The organism is Streptomyces sp. NPDC059649, from assembly GCF_042734445.1.
Lineage (GTDB): Bacteria > Actinomycetota > Actinomycetes > Streptomycetales > Streptomycetaceae > Streptomyces.
In genome coordinates, this window is record NZ_JBHWDV010000070.1 from 1 (window position 1) to 22012 (window position 22012).

Annotated in this window: 14 protein-coding genes and 1 pseudogene; 9 read left to right on the forward strand and 6 right to left on the reverse strand. The window is 72.3% G+C overall.

What is annotated here, in order from left to right; genetic code table 11:
• Positions 1 to 10 precede the first annotated feature (10 nt).
• Positions 11 to 1060: pseudogene (locus ACFV1J_RS36640) on the forward strand (sensor histidine kinase); the annotation flags it as partial.
• Positions 1061 to 1295: 235 nt separating this feature from the next.
• Here the strand turns inward: ACFV1J_RS36640 and ACFV1J_RS36645 are convergent.
• Complete coding sequence (locus tag ACFV1J_RS36645) at positions 1296 to 1670, reverse strand: STAS domain-containing protein (RefSeq protein WP_030415409.1); 375 nt, start codon at positions 1668 to 1670, stop codon at positions 1296 to 1298.
• Between the two features lie 671 nt (positions 1671 to 2341).
• Here ACFV1J_RS36645 and ACFV1J_RS36650 point away from each other — a divergent pair.
• The gene (locus ACFV1J_RS36650; RefSeq protein ID WP_385865682.1) at positions 2342 to 2977 is read left to right on the forward strand and encodes a sigma-70 family RNA polymerase sigma factor; all 636 of its coding nucleotides are present in this window, start codon (positions 2342 to 2344) and stop codon (positions 2975 to 2977) included.
• Positions 2974 to 4596 carry a zf-HC2 domain-containing protein gene (locus tag ACFV1J_RS36655; RefSeq protein ID WP_385865685.1) on the forward strand — a complete coding sequence of 541 codons (1623 nt, stop codon included), beginning with the start codon at positions 2974 to 2976 and terminating at the stop codon, positions 4594 to 4596. The genes ACFV1J_RS36650 and ACFV1J_RS36655 overlap by 4 nt, the downstream gene beginning before the upstream one ends.
• 547 nt (positions 4597 to 5143) lie before the next feature.
• Here ACFV1J_RS36655 and purU read toward each other — a convergent pair.
• Both purU and ACFV1J_RS36665 read right to left on the reverse strand, forming a co-directional pair.
• The gene (purU, locus tag ACFV1J_RS36660; protein ID WP_385865686.1) at positions 5144 to 6073 is read right to left on the reverse strand and encodes a formyltetrahydrofolate deformylase; all 930 of its coding nucleotides are present in this window, start codon (positions 6071 to 6073) and stop codon (positions 5144 to 5146) included.
• Positions 6074 to 6105: 32 nt separating this feature from the next.
• Positions 6106 to 6564 carry a hypothetical protein gene (locus ACFV1J_RS36665; protein WP_385865689.1) on the reverse strand — a complete coding sequence of 153 codons (459 nt, stop codon included), beginning with the start codon at positions 6562 to 6564 and terminating at the stop codon, positions 6106 to 6108.
• Positions 6565 to 6735: 171 nt separating this feature from the next.
• Here ACFV1J_RS36665 and ACFV1J_RS36670 point away from each other — a divergent pair, with 171 nt between their 5' ends.
• Positions 6736 to 8091 carry an ABC transporter substrate-binding protein gene (locus ACFV1J_RS36670; RefSeq protein WP_385865691.1) on the forward strand — a complete coding sequence of 452 codons (1356 nt, stop codon included), beginning with the start codon at positions 6736 to 6738 and terminating at the stop codon, positions 8089 to 8091.
• 192 nt (positions 8092 to 8283) lie between these two features.
• Here the strand turns inward: ACFV1J_RS36670 and ACFV1J_RS36675 are convergent, their stop codons facing one another.
• The gene (locus tag ACFV1J_RS36675; RefSeq protein WP_385865692.1) at positions 8284 to 9666 is read right to left on the reverse strand and encodes a hypothetical protein; all 1383 of its coding nucleotides are present in this window, start codon (positions 9664 to 9666) and stop codon (positions 8284 to 8286) included.
• A gap of 745 nt (positions 9667 to 10411) precedes the next feature.
• Entirely contained in the window at positions 10412 to 11806 is a 1395-nt protein-coding gene (locus ACFV1J_RS36680) for a transcriptional regulator (RefSeq protein WP_385865695.1), read from the reverse strand.
• Between the two features lie 629 nt (positions 11807 to 12435).
• Between ACFV1J_RS36680 and ACFV1J_RS36685 the strand changes: the two genes are divergently transcribed.
• From ACFV1J_RS36685 to ACFV1J_RS36705, 5 genes are all read left to right on the forward strand, one after another.
• Positions 12436 to 13107, forward strand: a complete 672-nt coding sequence (locus tag ACFV1J_RS36685) for a bifunctional DNA primase/polymerase (RefSeq protein WP_385865697.1) — start codon at positions 12436 to 12438, stop codon at positions 13105 to 13107.
• Between the two features lie 297 nt (positions 13108 to 13404).
• Positions 13405 to 14286 carry an ABC transporter ATP-binding protein gene (locus ACFV1J_RS36690; RefSeq protein ID WP_385865698.1) on the forward strand — a complete coding sequence of 294 codons (882 nt, stop codon included), beginning with the start codon at positions 13405 to 13407 and terminating at the stop codon, positions 14284 to 14286.
• Positions 14283 to 15917, forward strand: coding sequence for a transporter (locus ACFV1J_RS36695; RefSeq protein WP_385865699.1), 1635 nt, complete (start codon positions 14283 to 14285; stop codon positions 15915 to 15917). The genes ACFV1J_RS36690 and ACFV1J_RS36695 overlap by 4 nt, the downstream gene beginning before the upstream one ends.
• 978 nt (positions 15918 to 16895) lie before the next feature.
• Entirely contained in the window at positions 16896 to 19208 is a 2313-nt protein-coding gene (locus ACFV1J_RS36700; RefSeq protein WP_385865701.1) for a hypothetical protein, read from the forward strand.
• 370 nt (positions 19209 to 19578) lie between these two features.
• Positions 19579 to 20841: a hypothetical protein gene (locus ACFV1J_RS36705; protein ID WP_385865704.1), complete on the forward strand. Its 1263-nt coding sequence runs from the start codon at positions 19579 to 19581 to the stop codon at positions 20839 to 20841.
• Between the two features lie 214 nt (positions 20842 to 21055).
• On the opposite strand, the gene ACFV1J_RS36710 is transcribed toward ACFV1J_RS36705, so the two are convergent.
• Positions 21056 to 21931: an alpha/beta fold hydrolase gene (locus ACFV1J_RS36710; protein ID WP_385865711.1), complete on the reverse strand. Its 876-nt coding sequence runs from the start codon at positions 21929 to 21931 to the stop codon at positions 21056 to 21058.
• Positions 21932 to 22012 lie beyond the last annotated feature (81 nt).

Sequence of the window (22012 nt, forward strand, 5' to 3'; positions counted from 1 at the left end):
CGCCCTGTAACTGGGCGTCTGGGTGGTCGCCGCGACCGCCCTGCTGCTGCGCCGGCGTTTCCCGCTGCTGGTCTTCCTCGTGACGCTGCCCGGCCTCTACATCGGCTACATCTGGTTCGCGCCGATGATCGGGCTCTACACCCTCGCGGCCCGGCGCCCCGGCCGCAGGCGGCTGGGGATCTGCGCGGTGCTGCTGATCGCCGCGCACTTCCTGCCGTACCCGATCTCCGACTTCGAACTCACCGCGTACCGCGAGAACACCCTGGTGCTGATCGACGCCTGCGTCACCTCGGCCGCGCCGATCGCGCTGGGCCTGCTGGTCCGCACCCGCCGCGAACTCGCCTCCCGCGTCGAGGACCTGACCCGCAGCCTGCGCCGCGAGGACCGGCTGCTCGCGGACCGGGTCAAGACCACCGAACGCGCCCGGCTCGCCCGGGAGATGCACGACGTGGTGGCCCACCAGGTGAGCCTGATCAGCCTCCAGGCGGGGGCGGTGCAGGTCAGCACGGAGGACGAGGGGGCGCGGGCCGGCGCCCGGACGATCCGTGAACTGTCCGTACGGACGCTGGAGGAGCTGCGGCACATGGTCGGGGTGCTGCGGGCGGACGGCGGGGACGGCGATGGCGAGGAGGCGAGCGGGCTGGCGCCGCAGCCCGATCTGGAGGAGCTGCCGCGGCTGATCGAGATGAGCGCGCTGGACGTGACGTACGAGGGCGGGGTGGTGGCCGGTACGGGCGGTGCGAAGACCGTGGAGCGGGCCGCCTTCCGCACGGTCCAGGAGGCGCTCACCAACGTCCGCAAGCACGCACCGGGGGCGCGGGTGCGGGTCCGGGTCGATCCGGCGGACGAGGTCGACGGGGAGGCCGGGCCGGGACTGCGGGTGGAGATACGCAACGGCCCACCGGACGCCACGGCGACCGCCCCGGCGCTGCCCGGCGGCGGCCACGGCCTGGTGGGCCTGCGCGAGCGCGCCCAGAGCCTGGGCGGAACGCTGGAGGCGCGCCACACCTCCGACGGCGGCTTCGTGGTGCGGGCGGAGTTTCCTTATGGGGCGGGGTGAAGGCGGGGGTGCGGGGGATGCGAGTGCGGGATGCGAGTGCGGGGTGGGGAGGGAATGCGAGTCGCGGGGTGGGGATAGCGGGCCAGGTGGCGGCTGGATGGCGGGTGGCGCCCTTCGGGCGTAGCGGGCGTGCGTGCAGGGCTACGGGGGGCAGGGCTACGGGGGCAGGGTGACAGGCAGCCAAGGGGCGGGCGGCCAAGGGGCGGGCGGAGCCGCTTCGTATGCGCTGGTGGCTTCAGGCGGAGAGCGGTGCGGCGGCCTCGTCGACGGCGGTGGAGAGGTCCGGGTAGACCTCGAAGAGCCGGCGGACGCCGAGTGCGGCCAGCACCCGGTTGACGTGCGAGCCGTCGACGGCCCCCTGGGCGGGCAGGATCAGCCGGAGCCGGCCCTGGCACGAACGCATCAGCCGGCGGGCGGCGATCAGCACACCGACCCCGCTGGAGTCACAGAACCGGACCTCGGAAAGATCGAGGACGAGCGATCTCCGGCCGTCCGCCACCGCATCGTGCACATGCTGGCGCACCGCAGGCGACGTGACCAGGTCCATCTCCCCGGAAACCTGGAGTACGGCCCACGGGCCCTGTGCGTCCTCTGCCACCTTCAACGACACGCGCTCGAAGCCTTTCGCTCGCTTTCGGACCGGATGTGCCCGGTTGCATCCGGAACTCATCCTTCCCCGGCTCGACTGCCCGGCCTCCATGTCCTGAAACTCATCCTGGTTTCCGGCGGTAGCCGTGGGGCGCAATGGGCCGTTCACACCCAAGGCTATGCCCCAGGGGCGGCAACTTTCCGCCCAACTCCGATCACACCCGGATTACACATCGCCTCATACGCACACGAACGGTCAGCAACGGGCAACTTCGAGCCGCCCAGGGCCGCTTCAGGACGCTTCCCGGCCCCCTTCCATACGCTTCCCGGGCGCCTTCCAGGCGCTTGGCGGGCGGCTTCCGGGCGCTTGGCGGGCGCCTTCCAGGCGCTTGGCGGGCGGCGGCACTGGGCCCCTCCTCGCCGGGCACTCCTCACTGGGCCCTCTTCGCCGGGCGTTCCCCTCTGGGCGTTCCCCTCCGATCCGAACCCCGGCCGTCAGCCCCTTACCATCCGCGTCCCCCTCAAGGTTTCCTTTGCCGCAAAGGAGCGTCCGTTGTCGGACCGGCGCATTACATTCGAGGCACGGTATTTTTCCGTGATCGTGCCCATGGTTCCGGGCATGAAGGTGTGCAGATACGCAGGAGTGACGGCTGAGGTGTGAGCCCGCAGGCGACGGGCAGGGATGGGGGTCCGATGGGACACGACGCGCCACCGCGCTGGGACAGGCGGATGCAGCAGCGGCTCGCCCGCGGCGAGGCAGCCGCGCTCGGTGAGCTCTACGACCGCTTCGCCTCGCTCGTGCACAGCCTCGCCTACCGCGTCCTGGAGGACGAGGACGCCGCCGACCGCGTCACCCGCGAAGTCTTCGCCGCCATCTGGGAACACCCGGATTCCTACGACCCCAAGCAGGGCCCGCTGCGTTCCTGGATCGCCGGCCTCACCCGCCATCAGGCCGTCCAGCGGCTGCGCGATACCGAGGCCGCCGGTGCCCGCGACGGCGGCGCGGACACCCCGGCGCAGGCCGAGATGGAGCAGAAGATCCGCGAGGCGTCCACCGCCGCCCGCGCCGACTACATCGTCACGTCCATGCCCGCACCCCTGCGGGCCGCCCTGGAGCTGGCGTACTTCCAGCGCCGGGACTACCGCCAGACCGCCGCCGACCTGGGCGTCACGGAGGACGAGGCCCGCCGCCGGCTGCGCCTGGGCCTGCAGCTGCTGTCCACGGCCCACAACTCCACCGCCCTGCCGCCCACCCGCCGCTCGGCCTACGCGTCCTCCGGCCCCGGCACCGCCGCCCCGCCCGGCCAGGGCCAGGGACGGGCACTGTGAACGGCCCGGACGAGTGGGACGGCACCGAGCGGCCCAGCGGCCCCGGTGAACGGCCGTGGATACCGGCACCGCGCCCCGCCGCCGAGGACCACGGCCCGCTCCCCGATGTCACCCCCGCCCCTCCCCCACCATCCGAACCCCTCGCACCCCCCGTACCGCTCGCCCCATCCACACCGCCCGCCCCGCCCGTACCGCTTCGCGACCCGGCCACCGATCCGTCGGGCGAACCGTCCGGCGATCTGGTTGACGATCCGATTGACGACGGGGGCGATACGGGCGATACGAGCGAAATTGGCAGCACAAGCACAAACAACCACAACACGGGCCATACAGGCGGTGCAGGCAATACAGATAGTGCGGGCAACGCGGATGGTCCGGTGGATACCGAAGCCCCGCCCGCGGAACCACCGCGCGCAGCCGCCCCGCGCGAGCACTCCTCACGCGCCCCGGAAGCCGAGCCCATGACCGACCCTGCCGCCGCGCCCGCCCCACCCTCGGGACCGGCGTCCGCCCCGCCGCACCGCGTCCTGAAGTCGCTGCTCGGCGCCTGGGCGCTGTCGGCCTGCTCCGCCGAGGAGACCGCCGCCGTCGAGGCGCATCTGACCGACTGCGCCTCCTGCGCCGACGAGGCGGTGCGCCTGCGGGACGCGGTCGGCCTGTTGCACCCCGCCGACAGCCTGGATCTCGACCCGCTGCTGCGCTCCCGGGTGCTGGAGGGTTGCCTGGGCCGCCGCCCGGCGCGTATCCCGGTACCCGAGTGGGCGGCGCCGTACGACGCGGAGACCGCCAAACTGGACGCCCTGCTGCGCGACATGGGCGAGGCGGAATGGCGCGCCCCGGTGCGGCTGCGCTGGTTCGAGGGCGAACGCCCGGTGGAGCGGCAGACCACGGTGGCCGGGGTCATAGGGCACTTGATGGCGGTGGACGGCCTGGTCGCGACCGCGCTCGGGCTCCCGGACCCGCTCGGCACGGCAGCGCCGCCGGGCACCCCGGACCCGCTGATCCGTACGGAGACACTGTGGCGCGGTTGCAGCGGCACGCAGAGCCCGCTCGCCACCCATGAGCCGTGGCGCGAGCAGAGCTACGCCCTGATGAGACAGGTGTCGTTCGCCGGCGGGAAGGTCGCCCAACTCACCGTTCCCTACGGCGACTTCCAGCTCGCGCTGCGCGACGCGTTCCTGGACCGCGCCTTCGAGTGCTGGGTACACGCCGGCGACATCGCGGACGCGGTGGACTATCCGTACGAGGCCCCGGCCGCCGCGCACCTGAACCGCATGGTCGACCTCGCCGCCCGGCTGCTGCCCAGCGCACTGGCCGACCGCCGCCGGGCCGGGCTGGCGTCCCCGCCGCAGCGGCTGGTCGAGGCCGGCGCCCCGGGCCGTACGCTCCATCTGGAGGTCGAGGGCAACGGCGGCGGCCACTGGTACATAGCGCTGGACTCACCGGCCGCACTCGGCACGCCCGAGCACACCGTCGCCCATATCGCGCTGGACAGCGCCGAGTTCTGCCAGCTGGCGGCCGGCCACATCTCTCCCGAGGACGCCGCCGCGGGCCAACACGGCGAACGCGACGCCATCCGCGAGGTCCTCTTCGCCACCGCGTCCCTGTCCCGCCTCTGACCCACAACAGAAGGAGGCTCCTCCCGCGGGCCAGGCGCCCCCTACCCAAAGGCACGCACCTGCCCGAACGCACGCGCCTGCCTCACAGCCGCGCGGCGTCTCCCGTGGGGCGGCGTCTCCCATAGGGCGGCGTCTCCCGGGGGCGGCGTTTCTCGTAGGGCGGCATATCGCTGCGCGTTGCTGCGGGGCCGCCTTCGCGGGGATCCTTGCGGGGCGGCCTTCGCGGAGATCGTTGCCGGGCTGGCTTCGCAGGGATCGTTGCGGGGCTACCTTCGCGGGGGTCGTTGCCGGGCTGCCTCCGGGGCTCCCTGCGCGGGAAGGCCCCTGCCCCGCCACACTCCTCCGCGGGAATACCTCCCCGCCCCGCCACGTTGTGGCCCCAGCAGGGGGCGCGTCGAACCCCTACGGGATCTGTTCCCCTCACCCCTAGGTGACAACGACAGCCCCGCCCGCCCACCCGCCCACGCGAAGACGACTGTTCGGCCCCCGGCGAAGACGAGCGTTACGCGCCCCCCGGTTACGCGCCACCCGTGACGCGACTCCCCCGTTACGCGAAGACCACCGTCCGGCTGCCGTTGAGGAGCACGCGGCGTTCGCTGTGCCACTTCACGGCGCGGGCCAGGGCCTGGCACTCGACGTCGCGGCCGATCGCCACGAGCTGGTCCGGGGTGACCTCGTGGCCGACCCGCTCGACCTCCTGCTCGATGATCGGACCCTCGTCGAGGTCGGCGGTCACGTAGTGCGCGGTGGCACCGATGAGCTTCACGCCGCGGGCGTGCGCCTGGTGGTACGGCTTGGCGCCCTTGAAGCTCGGGAGGAAGGAGTGGTGGATGTTGATGATCCGGCCGGACAGCGCCTTGCACAGGTCGTCGGAGAGCACCTGCATGTAGCGGGCGAGCACCACCAGTTCGACGCCCTCCGCCCGCACCAGCTCCAGCAGCTTCGCCTCGGCCTGCGACTTCGTGTCGCGGGTGACCGGAATGTGGTGGAACGGGATGTCGTACGAGCCGACCAGCTCCGCGAAGTCCGTGTGGTTGGAGACCACGGCCGCGATCTCGATCGGCAGCGCGCCGATCCGGGAGCGGAAGAGAAGGTCGTTGAGGCAGTGCCCGAACTTGGACACCATCAGGACGACCCGCATCTTCTCGTCGGCCCGGTGGATCTGCCAGTCCATGCCGAAGGAGTCGCCCACCGCCGCGAAGCTCGCCCGCAGCTTGTCCACGCTCACCGACGCGTCCGCGCTGAAGTGGACGCGCATGAAGAACAGCCCGGTGTCGTGGTCGCCGAACTGCTGACTGTCCTCGATGTTGCAGCCGGTGATGAAGAGGTAACTGGACACCGCGTGCACGATCCCCTGCTTGTCCGGGCAGGACAGCGTGAGGACGTACTGATCGTTCCGGTCGTTCCGCTCGTTCCGATTGTTTTGATCGTTACGACCGTTTCGACCGGGCTGGGTGGTGGGCTGCGACTCGCTCATGACCTCATAGGGTCGCATACCTGCGGAGCAGGTCAGACCGGGGCGTCCGCGCCGCCCGTCATGATGGCCAGCACCTCCAGCGAGCGCGGCGGCGCATCGGGGTCCTCGCCGTCCGCGGTCGCCAGGTGCACATGGGCCGCACGGGCCGCCTGCACGGCCTCCGCCCAGCCCTGGTGCGCCAGGTAGGCCGCGACCGGGGCGTCCGCGCCGACCTGGTGCATGATGCGCAGCACCCTCAGGACGGCGACGTCGACCAGCTGGGCCTCCTGGGCGTCCCGGAAGATCGTGCCGACGTACTTGTCGGCGGACCAGTTGTCCAGCCAGGTGTCCTCGACGAGCCGGTAGACGGCGTCGGTGACGTCCCCGTATCCCGGCCGGCCGGCCAGCCAGGTCTCCTGGTGGAAGACGGGGTCGGAGAGCATGTGCAGCGCGGAGCGCACATTGCAGCGCCAGCGCCACCACGGCATGTCGTTGAGTGGCATGCCGCCCATGGTGGTCGAGCGACGGCCGCGACGGGAAGACTTCTCCGAACCTTGCACAGCATTCGATCGTACGTTCCGCGCAAACGATCTCGCACGGCCCCCCGGAGTTCACCGCTACGCCACCATCCGTTGCTCTTTCGTCACTCGGGCGTTCCGGGCAGGACGGAAGGCTGCGGTGTCATGACCGGACGGCGACGCTCCTCCCCCCGCCCCTTGTTGCCCCATGCTCCCGCGGTCACGATCGCCGCAGCGGTGACATGTACGGCGGCCGTCGCGTCGCTGCTCTCCGGCTGCGGCTCCCTCCCCGGAGCAGGGGGTTCCGGGGAGCGGGAGCCGGTCACGGTCATGACCTGGGCGCCGGAGGGGACCCGGGCGACCAATATGCCGGGAATGCCGGCCATGGCGCAGGCGTACGCCCGCTCGGTCAATGCACACGGCGGCATCCGGGGCCACCGACTGCGGGTGCTGACCTGCAACGAGCGCAACGACTCGGTGGCCGCCGCGCAGTGCGCCCAACGGGCGGTGGACGAGGGCGCGGTCGCCGTCGTCGGTTCCTACAGCCAGTTCGGCCGCTCGTTCATGTCTCCCCTGGAGGTCAAGGGCATCCCGTTCATCGGGGGCTACGGCGCCTCCGACGAGGAGTTCCAGAGCCCGCTGTCGTATCCGGTGAACGGCGGCCAGGCGTCCCTGCTCGCCGGGAACGGCCGCCAGCTGGCGGCCGACTGCAAGCGCGTCGCGCTGGTCCGCCCGGACACCATCCAGGGCGACCAGATGCCGTCCCTCCTCGACTCCGGCCTGCAGAGCGGCAGTCGGCGCCCCGCCAAGGACATCAAGGCACCCGAGGACGGCACCGACTACTCGCCGCAGGTGACCCGGGCCCTGGACCAGGTGGGCGCGGATCCGGCCGTCTACGGGACCGCCAAGGCCGGCGGCAAGGCCCCCGGCGCGTGCGTGGCCGCCTCGCTCGGCGACCACACGGACGCGTTCTTCGACGCCTTCCGGCGGCTCCAGGAGGACAGCCCCAAGGTGCGGGTCGCGTCCGTACTCGGCAGCGTGGGACAGGCTCTGGTGAACCGCTCGGGCGGCACCTCGGGCCCACTGGAGGGCGCGGACATCACCGGCTGGTACCCGGTGGCCGACGACCCCCGTTGGCGGCCGATGCGGAAGGCCATCACCGATTACGCCTTCGACGACAACCGCATCGACCCTGCCGACCAAGGGGTGCAGACCACCTGGATCGCCTATACGGTGCTGCGCTCACTGATCGAGCAGCTCGACGACGCCGGCGTGACCCACATCACCCCGCACGGGCTGCAGACCACCCTCGACCGCGGTGAGCGCGCCATCGACACCGGGGGCCTGACCCCGAAGCTGCGCTGGCGCGACGACGACATGCTCGCCGTCCAGGACTTCCCGCGCATCGTGAACGCCATGGTGACGTACCAGGTGGTGCGGAACGGCGAACTGGTCTCCGCCCAGAACGGGTTCGTGAACGTCACCCGGACCCTGGAACGCCGGCACACGGACGACAGCTGAGCGCTGATGATGGCCAGGCGCTGACCATGGCTGGGCGCTGACGATGGCTGGGCGCTGGTGACGGTTGGGCGCTGACCATGGCTAGACGCTGACCATGGCTGGGCGCTGGTGACGGCTGCGTACGGACGACGACTGCACGGGCGTTATCGGCGGCCCAGTACCGTCCGTCGACGTCCCGGGCCGCCCAACGGGTCAGAGCTGTTCCGGGCGGCGTTCCGTCAGGCCGTACTTCTGGGCGAGCGGGTTCCACAGCTGCGCGGCCTGCTTCTTGGCCTGGGTCGCCTGGGAGCTGGCCGCGTTGCCCTGCACGGCCTGCTTGGTGCCGCGGGCCCGGCCCTTGTGGCAGCCCTTCTTGCCGCCCACCTGGCCGGCCCAGGCCGCGTAGTGGTTGTCCGCGGCGGCCGAGGACTGCCACGCCTTGGTCAGCGCCGCGGTCAGCCGGTCGTGGTCCGCGATCTTGTCGACCGGCAGCTGCTGCAGCCGCTTGACCAGGTCGTTGCGCTGGCCGGCCGCGGCCCGCAGGTCCTTCGCCGCATTGCCGAGGTTGCTGCACGACTTGATGTTGTTGACGGCACCGATCACCGAGGACCGGCTGTTGTTGCTGTCCGCCAACAGGGCGTCCAGGCCCTTCGCCTGGGCCTCGGCGGGGTCCGTGGTGGCCTTCGGCGCCTCCGACTCCTTGGCAGCCGTGGTGCTGCCGCCGGAGCCCTGCTTCTGGGTCGTGTCGTCGCTGCTGCCGCCGCTCAGCGCCCAGCCGACACCGAGGCCGACACCCGCGAGCGCCACGATGACGATGCCGACGATCGCGAGCGGGGCCAGCCGCCGCCGTCCGCCGCCGTCCTCGTCGTACGAGCCCTGCGAGTCGTAGGGGCCCTGCGAGTCATATCCGCCGGACGGGAACTGCTGGCCGTATCCCTGGCCGCCCTGGCCGCCGTACGGGGGCCGGCCCGGGTCCTCGAAACGGGGCAGCTGCGCGGTGGCGTCCGGCGCAGCTCCCGGGGCTGCCGCCGGCCCGTCACGGAACAGGCCGTCGAACTCGGCGGGGGTGGCGCGGTCGCCGGGCGCACCCGGGCGGACGCCGTACGGCGCGCCAGGAGGCGGTGCGGGCACACCGCCGCCCACCGGGGAGATGAGTTGGGTGGCCTCGGAGTCACTGCCGCCGCCCGCGCCGGGCATCGGCTGGGACTGTGACATCGGCCGCGTCTGGCCCTGCGGCCCGCCCTGCCCCGGCTTCACGGCCCGGAGCATGGTCGTGGACTCGTCGGGCGTCTCCGGGCGGGACGCCGCCTCAGGAGGCAGCGGTGCGGGGCCGCCGGACCGGGCGTCGAACGGCGGGATCACCGTGGTGGCCTCGGCATCGCCCGACGCGGGCGGGAGCGGCGCGCCCGACTGCCGGGTGGCCCGCACCAGCTCACCGGAGGACGCCGGAAGCTGCCCGGGCTCGGCCTGCTGCTGCCCGTAGGGCTGCGGAGCGGCCTGCTGGCCATACGGCTGCGGGGCGGGCTGCTGGCCGGGGAGCTGCTGCTGCGGGGGCAGCTGGGGGGCGGCCGCCTGCTGCGGCATCGACGGCGGCATGGGCGGCACCGGGGGCTGCCCCTGGTGCGGCGGCGGAAAACCCTGCCCACCGGGCTGCTGGGGCGGCAGAGGAGCCTGCGCGCCCGGAGCCGGTGCACCCGGGAGCGGTGCGCCCGCATCCTGCGCCGGCGGATATCCGTAGCCCTGCGACGGCGCCTGCCCGTAGTTCTGCCCCTGGGCGGGTGCCTGCCCATACTGCTGCGGGGCGGGAGCGTTCTGCGGGGCGGGAGCGGCCTGCTGGCCGGGCCCCCAGGGCTGGCCCCAGGGTTGCCCCGCCGATGGAGCGGCCTGCTGGTCGGGGATGTACGGCTCACCGTTAGCGGGCAGCACAATGCCCTCTCGCGCGGGACCGGCCGCAGAATTCTGCGGGTCGTGACCCTGTCCGCTCTGCGTCACCGTGACTCCTACCAACGTGCAGACCTACGGAATCGTCGGCTGCACGCTACCGGGTCGCAGCAACGTTCGACCACGTCCCCTGGTCACCACCCCCTTCCACCCCGCCGCACACCGGGCGGGGACAGGGCGCACGCCGGGCGGGGACGGGGCGTACACCGAGCCGGGAACGGGGCGCACACCGGGCGGGCCGTGATCGACGACCCGCCCGGCGCCCTACGGCAAACCGGCGGCAACTACGGTGACGAACCTGTCACCGAGCCTGGGGCAAACTCGACATCGCTCAATGAACCCGACACAGCCCGACACAGCAGTCGCCGCACCGTACTGGACGCGCCGCGAGCGTGAGGAGTCACGCCGCCGCGGCCCGTAGTTCCAGTCGTGCACTGAATTCCCTTACGACCGGTTCGTCCCGGTACGGCTCCAATCGCAGCTGGAAGTCCTCCAGGTACTCGGAGCCCCGGTCCGACCGCAGCCCGCTCAGCAGCTCCACGGCCTGCGTGCCCGTATGGCAGGCCTGCTCGACCTCGCGCTGCTGTGCCTGCGCGCCGGCCAGCAGCAGCAGACCGATGGCGCGGCGCCGCGCCCGGCCCTCCGGATGCCCGCTGAGCGCCTCCGTCGCCCGTTGAGCGGCCGGCCCGGGCTGCCCCAAGTCGCGGTGGCAGTGGGCGAGTTCGTCGGCCAGATACGCCTGGTCGAAATGGGCGATCCACACCGGATCGTCGCCCGCCTCGGTGGCCACGTCGGCACGGTCCATCACGGCGAGCGCACGCCCGGCCACCGCCTGGAAGGCCCGGCCGTCGCCCATCAGTGCGTGCCCGCGCGCCTCCGCCGCGAAGAACATCGCCTCGGTGCGCGGGGTGACGTGCCCACGGGCGCCTTCCTGGGCGGCGCGGGCGAGTTGGGCGATCTCCCGAGGGTTGCCGAGCGAGGCGGCGAGGTGGCTCATGCTGGCGGCGAGCACATAGCCGCCGTAGCCCCGGTCGCCGGCGGCCTGGGCCAGCCGCAGCGCCTGGATGTAGTAGCGCTGCGCCAGACCGGGCTGTCCGGTGTCGACGGCCATGTAGCCGCCCAGTTCCGTCAAACGCGCCACGGCGGCGAAGAGTTCCCGCCCGACGGACTCCCGGTACGAACCGGCGAGCAGCCCGGACACCACGCTGTTGAGGTAGTGCACCACTACGGGCCGTACGTGCCCGGCGCCAAAACGGTGGTCGAGTTCGCTGAGCGCCGTGGTCATGGCCCGTACCGCCTGGACGTCCGAAACGCCGACCCGGGCACCGGCGTTGCGTGCGACCTGACTGTCGGCCCCGGTGATGAGCCAGTCACGGCTGGGCTCGACCAGCGCCGAGGCCGCCACCGTGGAGCCGCTGAGGAAGTCACGGCGCCCGACATCGCTGCGCCACAGCTCACAGACCTGCTCGATCGCCCCGAGGACGGTCGGCGAGAACTGCAGCCCCACCCCGGACGCGAGGTTCTTGCCGTCGGCCATCCCGATCTCGTCGATGGTGACCGTGCGCCCCAGTTTGCGACCCAGTGCCTCCGCGATGACGGCCGGGGCACGGCCCCGCGGCTGCTGGCCGCGCAGCCAGCGGGCCACCGAGGTCTTGTCGTAGCGCAGGTCGAGGCCGTGTTCCGCCCCGCACATGTTGACGCGGCGGGCGAGCCCCGCATTGGAGCACCCGGCTTCCTGAATCAGCGCCTGCAGCCGCTCATTGGGCTGCCGCGCGACGAGTGGCCTGGCGGCCATGCTTGTACCCCCTGGTTACTGCTGCGCGTTCACCACGGAACGCCGTTCCCCGGGATCGCTTCCCCACGGATATCCCGGATATCCGAGAGATCCGGGATACGTGCGATAGGAAGGATCTGAGCGATACACGCTTTGCAGGCCGATGCCGGATGATGTGCGATTTGCTCGCTATCCGGGGCACTTGCGTGCGAAGCGCGGGTTCACGGGACGTGCTCCGAGATCGTGCACGAAGTCGGTTTCCGAAGACTCATTCCGAAGACGCTTTCCGGGATCATGAACCTCGGCCACAGGATGCGGTCACGAGTTTCGGTCACGGGTTCCGGTAACGGGATTCGGTCACGTTTGTCCGGTCACGAAGTCGATTCACGAGACGTGTGCTGCTGGTGGGGAATGGCGCGGTGGTGCCCGTGCACTGGTGACGGCACCGCCGTGCAGGGCTCCCCTGGTGCACCGCGGCCTGCCGTCGGGCGGCCTCTCCGCCCGTCGCACAGGTGGCTACCCACCCGCAGGGCCCGACCCGCACACGCGCCCCCACCGGTGCATCCATGCGCCCCACGTGCGAGAACGATGCGCCGGGCGAGTCATCCATTTGGCCGTAACCCTTGGTGATATGGGGAGTTGTCATCTGCGTGGAAGAGACCATCGGAGTCACAGGAGCCTCGCAGATCCCCAAGCAGCGCGGCGAGCAGCTGCTCGAAACTGCGGTGCGTTACGCGGAAGAACGCCACTGGGACGTGTTCCCCGGCGCATGGCTGGAGCACGACGGTCAGACGCCGCGCTGCTCGTGCGACGCCGACGACTGTCCCGTGCCCGGTGCGCACCCCATGGCGCCCGGCTGGGCCGGCCTGGCGTCCGGCAGCGCGACCGCCGTCCGCCGTATGTGGAGCAAGCAGCCCCGGGCATCGATCCTTCTGCCGACGGGGCGGACCTTCGAGGTCCTCGACGTGCCCGAGACAGCGGGCTGCCTGGCGCTGGCCCGTATGGAGCGCATGGGGCTGACGCTCGGACCGGTCACCCGCACCCCGGACCGCCGGATGCTCTTCCTCGTCCTCCCCGGTGCCGCGGTGAAGGTCCCCGATCGCGTACGGGGCCTGGGCTGGGCGCCGGCCGCGCTCGACCTGATCTGCCGGGGCGAGGGCGAGTACATCGCCGCCCCGCCGACCCGGGTGGGGGCGCACGGGTGCGTGCAGTGGGCGCGCCGCCCGACCGCCACCAACCGCTGGCTGCCGGACGCGGAGGAACTGATCAGCCCGCTGGCGTACGCCTGCGCACGGGACGCGGTGGCGGCCCGGGGGCGGTGAACCGGGGGGGCGGAACGGCGGGGGCGGCGAACGGCGGGGCAGCGCACCGCAGGGGTGGTGAACGGCGAGGGCGGCGCACCGCAGGGGTGGTGAACTCACGGGGGGGGTGGGGACGGTGAACCGCCCGGCCGGGTCTCCGCACGGCCGGGCGCCCCCCCGGACGGCCGGTCGTCGCCCCCGCACGGCCGGTCGTCGCCCGGCGCGCCCTCCGCCGTCGGCTTGTCAGTGGCCGCTCGTATCGTGGGACGCGAACGGGGGTCAAGGCGGCTCCTGCGGGGACGTCGGAGGGCGGGACCGGTGGCCAACGAGCCGGAACACAACGAGGTGCGGACCGGTGCGGCACCGCCCGAGCAGACATCGGCCGCTTCTCCGGACGGGCCGTCCGCGGCCCCGGGCGCCGTGGACGGGCCGCCCGCGGTCCGCATCCAGGGCCTGTGGAAGAAGTTCGGCGAGCAGATCGCCGTCCACGGCATCGACCTGACGCTCCCCTCCGGCCGCTTCATCGGGCTGGTCGGCCCCAATGGCGCGGGCAAGACCACCACCCTCTCCATGGTGACCGGTCTGCTGCGTCCGGACTCGGGCGTGGTGGAGATCGGCGGACACGACGTCTGGGGCGACCCGGTCGCCGTCAAGTCCCGGATCGGCGTGCTGCCCGAGGGGCTGCGGCTCTTCGAGCGCCTCTCGGGGCGCGAACTCCTCGCCTACATAGGCCGGTTGCGGGGACTGCCGGGCGACGAGGTCGACAAGCGGACCGGCCAGCTGCTGGACGTCCTCGACCTCGCCGGCTCCCAGCACAAGCTGGTCGTGGACTACTCCACCGGTATGCGCAAGAAGATCGGCCTCGCCGCGGCCCTGCTGCACAACCCCGAGATCCTCTTCCTCGACGAGCCCTTCGAGGGCGTCGACCCGGTGTCCGCGCAGACCATCCGCGGCGTCTTGGAGCGCTACACCGCCTCCGGGGCGACCGTGATCTTCTCCAGCCATGTGATGGAGCTGGTCGAGTCGCTGTGCGACTGGGTCGCGGTGATGGCCGGCGGGCGGATCCGCGCGGACGGCCCGCTCGCCGAGGTCCGCGGCGCCGCGCCCACACTGCAGGACGCCTTCCTCGAACTGGTCGGCGCCCATGACCGCGCCGCCGGGCAGAGCCTGGACTGGCTGGGCGGTGGCGGCGCCCGATGAGCACCGAATCCACCGCCGCCGCGCCCCCGGCCGCCGCACCGAACCTCACCGCCGTCTTCGTACGGCTCAAGCTGACCCTGCTGCGCAACGGGCTCCGCCAGTCGGCCGGGCGCACCGCCGCGTACGTCAGCTCGGTCATCGTCGGTCTGCTGTTCGCGGCCGGCGCGGTGCTGGGGCTGATCGCGCTGCGGGGCAACGTCCATGTCGGCGCGCTGGCCGTGCTGATGACCGGGATCCTCACGCTCGGCTGGGCGGTGATGCCGCTGTTCTTCCCGACGGGCGACGAAACGCTGGACCCGACCCGCCTGGTGATGCTGCCCCTGCGGCCGCGCCCGCTGATCGGTTCCCTCCTGGTGGCGTCCCTCATCGGCATCGGCCCGGTCGTCACCCTGGCGCTGCTGACCGGAGCGGTGGTCGCGCTGGCGGACGGCCCGGTAGCCGCCCTCGTCGGCGTCCTCGCCGTCGTCCTGGTGGTGCTGGTGTGCGTGGCGCTGGCCCGCGCGATCGCCACGGCGTCGGTGCGGCTGCTGACCAGCCGCCGAGGACGTGATCTCGCCGTGCTGAGCGGCCTGTTCATCGCGCTCGGCGCCCAGGGCGTCAACATCGCCGCCCAGAAGCTCGGCAGCCCCGACGGGCTGGCCGTCCTGGAACCCGTCGGGGATGTCCTGCGCTGGCTCCCGCCGGCCTCCGCGATCAGCGCGGTCGAGGCCACTGGCCAGGGCGCCTACGGGCGCGCACTGGCCGGCATAGCCCTCACGGCGGCGGTCCTGGCCCTCCTCCTCTTCTGGTGGCAGCGCTTGCTGACCACCCTGATGACGTCCCCCGACTCCTCCACCCTCCAGGCGGTGGAGAAGGACAGCGCCCGCCGGCCCGGCAGCGAGGAGCGCGGGCTCGTACGCCTGCTGCCCGGTGGCCGTACGGGCCCGGTCATGCTCCGTACGCTGCGCTACGCCTGGCGCGACCCCAAGTCGAAGATGTCCTGGGCGTCGTCCCTCGGCTTCGGCCTGCTGGCCCCGGTCGTCTCCTCGCTCCAGGGCAACGGCAGCATCTACACCGCGTTCTCCGCCCCGGCACTGCTCGGCCTGCAGATGTACAACCAGTTCGGCCAGGACACCTCGGCCTTCTGGATGGTCGCCTCCACGATCGCCACCCCGCGCGACGCCTACCAGGAACTGCGTGCCCGGGCGTGCACCCTCGCGCTGGTGGCCGTCCCGTACGTCACCCTCGTCTCGGTCGGCGCAGCCGCCTTCATCGGCCCGTGGTCCGACTTCCTGCAGGTGTACGGCCTCTCGCTGGCCCTGCTGGGCGTACTGCTGGGCACCGGCGCACTGATGTCCGCGATCTTCCCGTACTCGGTCCCCTCGGAGGGCAACAAGAACGTGGCCCCGGGCCAGGGTTCGATCGCCTGGATCAGCCTCTTCGGCGGCCTCCTGGCGGGGGCCGTCCTGTGCGCTCCTCTCCTGGGCCTGACCATCTGGCTCCACGTCGCGAACCTCCAGCATCTCCTGTGGATCCTGCTGCCCCTGGGCGTCCTCTACGGCACCGGCGCAGCAGAACTGGGCCTCCGCCTGGCGGCCCCCCGCACCACAAGGCGCCTGCCGGAGATCCTCGCGGCGGTGAGCAAGGGGTGAGGGCGGGCGGGGCTTGCGGCCTGCCTACCGGTCCTTCGCTCCGCCTACCGGTCCTTGGGTCTGCCTCACGCGCCTTTCGGCCTGCCCAGCGGTCCTTCGGTCTGCCTACTGGTCCTTCGGTCTGCCTCACGCGCGGATGGCTGAACGCTCCGGGCGGCTGCCCCTTGCCGGCCACCTGACCGGTCCGGGCGGCTGTCCGACCGCTCCGGCCGGGGGTTCTTGGCCGGCTTCGACGGGGGTGGAGGACTGACCGGGGTGACGCCGTCTGGCTGGGGGGCTTGGTTGGTGAGGTCTGGGTGGCGAGGTCTGGTTGGCGAGGCCTGGTCCGGGACGCCTGGTTGGTGATGCCTGGTTGGTGATGCCTGGTTGCCGATGTATGGCTGACCAAAGCTTGGCTGGCTGCACTTGGCTGACGGAGCCCGGCTGGCGAGCCTGGCTGCCGCTGCTGGTTGAGGCTCGTTGCCTCGCGCGTATCCCCCCACCCCCGAACCCACCCCCCGCCCCCTCCCCCGAAGGGGGAGAGGGGGAGGGGGCGGGGGAAGCCCCCGGCACCGCCGCGGGCGAGACCAACCCGCCGGCGTCCCTGCGGCCCGGGCCACCGGCGCCCCCGCGGCCTGGGCACCGCCGCATTGCGGCATTGCGGCATTGCGGCATTGCCGCTATCTGCGTGCCACAAGCCGGCCAAGGGGAGACGGCAGCACGGCAGCTGGCTCTTCCTCATCTCTCCCCTCCCCCGCAGAGCTGGCTCCGCGTACGGAAACACCTGGCCCAGCGAGGTGATCGGGCGAGGCGGAGGGCCGGCGCGGTGGGCTCATTGGCGGGCTCGCCGGCGGCCTCGTCGATGTGGCCGGGGCGCGCCAGTCGCGAAGGGCAGACCGCGGCAATGCGGGCTGGTCGTGAGGTTATCCACAGGGCTCAGCGCGTGACGGGCGGGAGCGGTAGCGTCGTGGCATCGACAGAAGCGAGAGGTGAGGGGTGGTGGGGACGGTGCTGCGCGCCGGAGTTGCTCTGGTCATGGGCTGGTTGACGGTGCTGTTCTGCGCCGGTGCGGTGCAAGCGGCACAGGCCGCGCCGCGCGGTGTCGACACCCCGACGCAGACCGCCTACCTCGCCGCGCAGTTGCGCAAGAACCCGGTCTTCATCAGTGACCAGATCCCGCGCGCGGTCCCCCGCTCGACCGCGCCGGAGTTCGCCAAGGAAGCCCGGCGGCTGGGCGTCCCGACGTACGTCATGGTCCTGCCGGACACCCACTACGGCTCCGAGGCCACCGGTCTGCTCTCCGGGATCCATGACCGACTGGGCCGCAAAGGCCTATATGTGACGCTGAGCCCCACAGGTCTGGACGCCGTGCAGACATACGGCGTGAGCCTCCCCGGCGCCGAGGACGCGAGCCGGGCAACGCTGTACGAGCTGCCGTACGACGCCACTCCGCGCGAAGTGTTCCGGCATTTCGTCGATGTGCTGACCTCCGGCCATGCACACCAGCGCGCCGAGGCGGCACACGCCAAATACGGCGGCTCGGTGGACGAGTTGCCTCCCCTGCACACCGACCAGACCGCCCGCGAGGACCAGAGCTTCGCGACCGGCGCCGCCGTCACCGGCATCCCCCTGACGGCCCTGCTGCTCACCCTGTACGCCTTGCGACGGCGCCGGGTACGCCGTGCCGCAGCGGCGGGCAGTCCGGTAGGCGCGGCAAAGGCACCTGGCGGCCGGAAGACGACGCCACGCAAGAAGGACGCCCCCGGGGAGGCGGACGGGCGGCGCATGGGGTTGTTGCCGCTGGTGGTGGGAGCCGTAGCGCTGGGCGGGCTGGTCGCGTTCACCGCCTCGCAGGTTTTCGACGACACCACCAGTGGGGATGGTTCGCGTCCCACCGCCGCCGATATGCGGGCGCGGGTCGACCGAGTGGCCGAGGGGCTGCGCCGCGACCCGTTGTACGTCGATCCCGAAAGCCCACCCGCGCTGGACGCCGCCGAGCGCACCCAACTGCGCGCGAAGCTGCGGGCGCTGCGCATCCCGGTGGTGATCGCCGCCGTCCCCAGCAATCCGGACGACGAGTCCGACGGCAATAAGGAACTGCTGGTCAAGGCGGTGCACGACCGGTTGCACCGCGATGTTCTGATCGTGCTCGCCGAGCCCTCGGCCGGTGGGATCGAGGTCGCCAACTACGGCACGCGCGTGGACCCGACGTATCTGCTGAACCGGCCGCGCAACCTGGAGTATCCCGACTCCGCCGACCCGGCGCTCGGCCGCCGTCTCGACCAGCTGCTGACGTACCTCGGCAAGGCCCCGACCACCAAGTCGGGCACCGCCAAGTCGGACACCGTGCCCTACGCCCCACCGCCCGCGGTCGATCCGGTCGAAGAGCAGGCGCTGCCCGGTCTGTTCACCGGGGACTTCCATCCCGGCCTGGTGCTGGGCGCCTTCGCCGCACTCCTGGTCACGGGGCTGGTGGCGGCCGGTTGCGGAACGGTACGCGTGATCGTGAGGGCCCGACGTCGTCGCTACGGGGCGAGTGACGGCTCCGGTGGCGCCCATGGCCCACAGGCTCCGGACCGGCCCTCATTGGCGTGGCTGCGGCGGGCCGCCCGCCACGACCTCGACTCTCTCACCGCAGCGCTGGAGCGGACGAACACGCTGGCACCACCCTCCACACCGGAACCGACGGCAGCGTCGGAACCGACGGCAGCGGCGCAACAGTCGCCTGCCCTGCCTGAGGAGGCTCAGCGCCGGGCGTGGGAGTGCCTGGATGCGGCCGCGTTGCTGATCGACGGTGACAGCGACGGCCGGATCGACGCCGATGCCGGCCCGGCCGTGCTCGCCTGCGCCATCGTGCTGGCCCGCGCGGGCCGCACCGCGATCGACGAACCGACCGCGGCCCGTCACGTCTGCCACCGCAACCCACTGCACGGCACCGCCCGTAAACGCACAGAGAGACGAGAGGTACGCCCGGGCGACCTCACGGCTGGCGACACCACCGGCAGCACCGCCAACCCGGCCGTCACTGGCGGGACTCACGGGACTCGCGGCACTCGCGGCACTCGCGACGCTGCCGGCACCCGCAGCCCTGCCGGCCGTACCCGCGCTGGCGGAACGGTGTGGTCGCTGCCGGTGTGCGAAGGGTGCCGGGTGACACCTGGTGCCGTGCTACGGCTGCGTTCCCAGGAGAGCACCGGGCGCGGAGCGTACGTCCCGTATGCCACCCTTCCCGGCCCGCTGGCCACGCTCGCCGACGGTGCCGAAATAGACCAACTCACCCGCGATGTACGGGAGTACTTCGGTGTGCACTGACCCTGGCGCCCCCGCCGGCGCGTCCCGACAACAGGACCCGAGCGCCCAACAGCGCGACCGGATCACTGAACAACGTTGCCGGACCGCTCAACAACGGGGCCAAGGCGCCCAGCGACGTGCCCCGATCAGCCAGCCTGGTGCCACCCCCACAGCGCGGCCCAGCACCACACCTGCCGCGCAGCCCAGCACCACACCTGCCGCGCGGCCAGGCACCACCGCGGCCGCGTTGCCCGGCGCTCCGGCCGCCCGGCCAGGGGCCCGGACAGCTCGTCGACTATGGCCCGCGGTTTCGCTCGCGTCGCTCACGCTCGGGATATCGGCCGCCACCCTGCTGTACGGTGCGGCCGCGCCCGCCACAGCCATGCCCGCCATGTCCGCACCCGCTGGCGCCGCCGGGCAGGCGGAACTGGCCACCCGCGGCCTCGTCGGCCACGGCACGGCCAGCCCGGGGCAGAAGATTGCGGAGGCGCTGCGGGATTCGCCCGTGTATGTGGATCCCTCGCTGGCGACGGCCGTTGATGCGGCGCAGAAGCGGGAGTTGGTCGCGCAGATCAACGAGACCAAGCTGCCGATCCGCGTCGTGCTGGCGCCGCTGGTCGAAGGTGACAGCTGGGGCGGTAAGCCCGAGCAGCTCGCCCAGGTGGTGCACGACCGGATGGGTGGTGGCCCGTCCATACTCATCACGCTCGGGGACCTGCCCGACGACATCGCCGCCCGCGAGTGGCCCGAAGGAGCCCATCAGGCGAGGCACGCCGCCGCGGCGGTCTTCTTCCAGGACGACATGAAGGGCGCGGGGCTGGCCAAACGCGTGGCTCGGGCGATCAGCATCATCAAGGCGGGCAATGGCGACAAGGTGTACGAGGACGCCACGGCCAGCCTCGGCACGCCGAAGCCCAAAGCATCGGATGGCTCCGAGGGGACGACGGGCAAGGACGCTGACGCCCGTGCGGGGAGCGGTGGATCTCCGCTCGTCCGGCTGCTGAGTCTGGTCGTCGGGCCGGTGTTGCTGTTGGCCGCGGCGGGGATGCTGTTGCGCCGGCGTTCGCGGCTACGTGACCTTACGACGCCGTTCGCGCTGCCGCGCTCGGTCTTCGCCGCTGCCCGGCAGGCCGACGAGGCCGGGCTGCGTGACCGGGCAAGCGAAGAGGTGGTGCGTCTGGGCGAGGAGGCACGCGCGGCGCAGGGTGATCCGGCGGCCGTCGAGCGAGCCCTCGATGCGTACGCCGCGGCCGGTACGGTCCTGGACCGGGCGCGCGGAGTCGTCGATCTGGCCGGCGTGTTCGCGCTGGTCGCCGAGGGCCGGGCGGCGCTGTCCAAGGCTCCGGGGGCCCTTCCGCTGTGCTTCTTCCACCCGCTGCACGGGCCTGCCGTGCGCCGCATACCCTGGCGGCCGCTGGGTCGCCGCGAGCAACTCCGGGTGGCCGCCTGCGAGACGTGCCTGCGCGCGGTACGAACCCGGCGCGCCCCGGAAGTGCTCACGGATCGGCGGGACGGCCGGCCGATCCCGTACTTCGAGATACCCGCCGAGGACAGCGTCTGGGCGGCCACCGGATACGGCTCACTGCTGAGCGGCGACGGTGACTCGCTCACCGGCCGGGTCCAGCGCGGCGACTTCACCAGCACGTTGGCCTGACGGAACCGCGACCAGCGCCGCCGGTGCACCCGTGCCACCTACCGCCTGCCACCTGCCACCTGCCACCTGCCGGAGACCGTGGCGGGTGCCGGAGAGTGTGGCGGATGCGTCGGCTACGCATGGTCTGGCGGCACCGGGCCGTCGGTCGGTGATCGGTGGTCGGTGGCTCTCGCCTCGGACATGTCTCAGCTCGCCACGCGCGGCCGATGCCCGCTCAGGTCGGCAACGTCGCTGCCTGGAGGAAGGGTTCGATGGCGGTGCACCAGGCGTCGGGGTGTTCCCAGGGGAGCAGGTGGCCGGCGTCGGGGATTTCGGCGTAGGCACCGCGCGGGAGGACTCGGACCATCTCCTGGGCCTCGGCGCGGCCCAGTTCGGCGTCCAGGCCGCGGATGACGAGGGCCGGGCAGGTCACTTGGGCGAGCTCCTCCCAGTGGGCGTCATGGACCCAGGTCTCACGGGCGGTGAGCATCTGGCGCCGGGAGAACACCGGGCGCCAGCCGTCGGCACGCTCGGCCATCACCTCGGCGAAGAACTCACCACGGGCCGGGCGCGGACGCTCCAGCGTCGGGTCGTCCTCGCCGAACCACTTGCGGACGTCCGCGAGCGTGGCGAACGGCACCGGCCACGAGCGGAACCACTCGGTCCATTCGCGCTGCGAGGCCGCACCCAGCGCGGAGGCCCGCATATCGCAGATCACCAGCGCACTGACCAGATCCGGGCGCCGGGCCGCTAACTGCCACGCCGTCAGGGCACCCATGGCATGCCCGACGAGGGCGACCGGAGCCAGGTCGAGCTGCTCGATGGCCGCGATGGCGTCCTGGACGTACGCCTCGCGGTCGTACGGCCCGTCGGCGGGCTTCTCACTGCGGCCGTGACCCCGTTGGTCCAGGGCGACCGGACGGTGTCGGGCGCTCAGCCGGCGGGCGGTGTCCGCCCAGTGTGAGGCGCGGCCCATCAGGCCATGGAGAAGCAGCACGCCGGGCCGCCGTTCGTCCCCTTCCAGCCCGCCGTCGATCTTGGGCGGGTCGGTGAATTCCCAGGCGGCGAGCCGCACGCCACCGGCCCCTGTCACATCGATGCGCCGCACCATGTGCTCTGGCACCCCCAATCGTCCCTTGAGCAGCTCCACACTATCGAACCCCTATTCGAACGCGCCGTTCCGGCGCCCAAT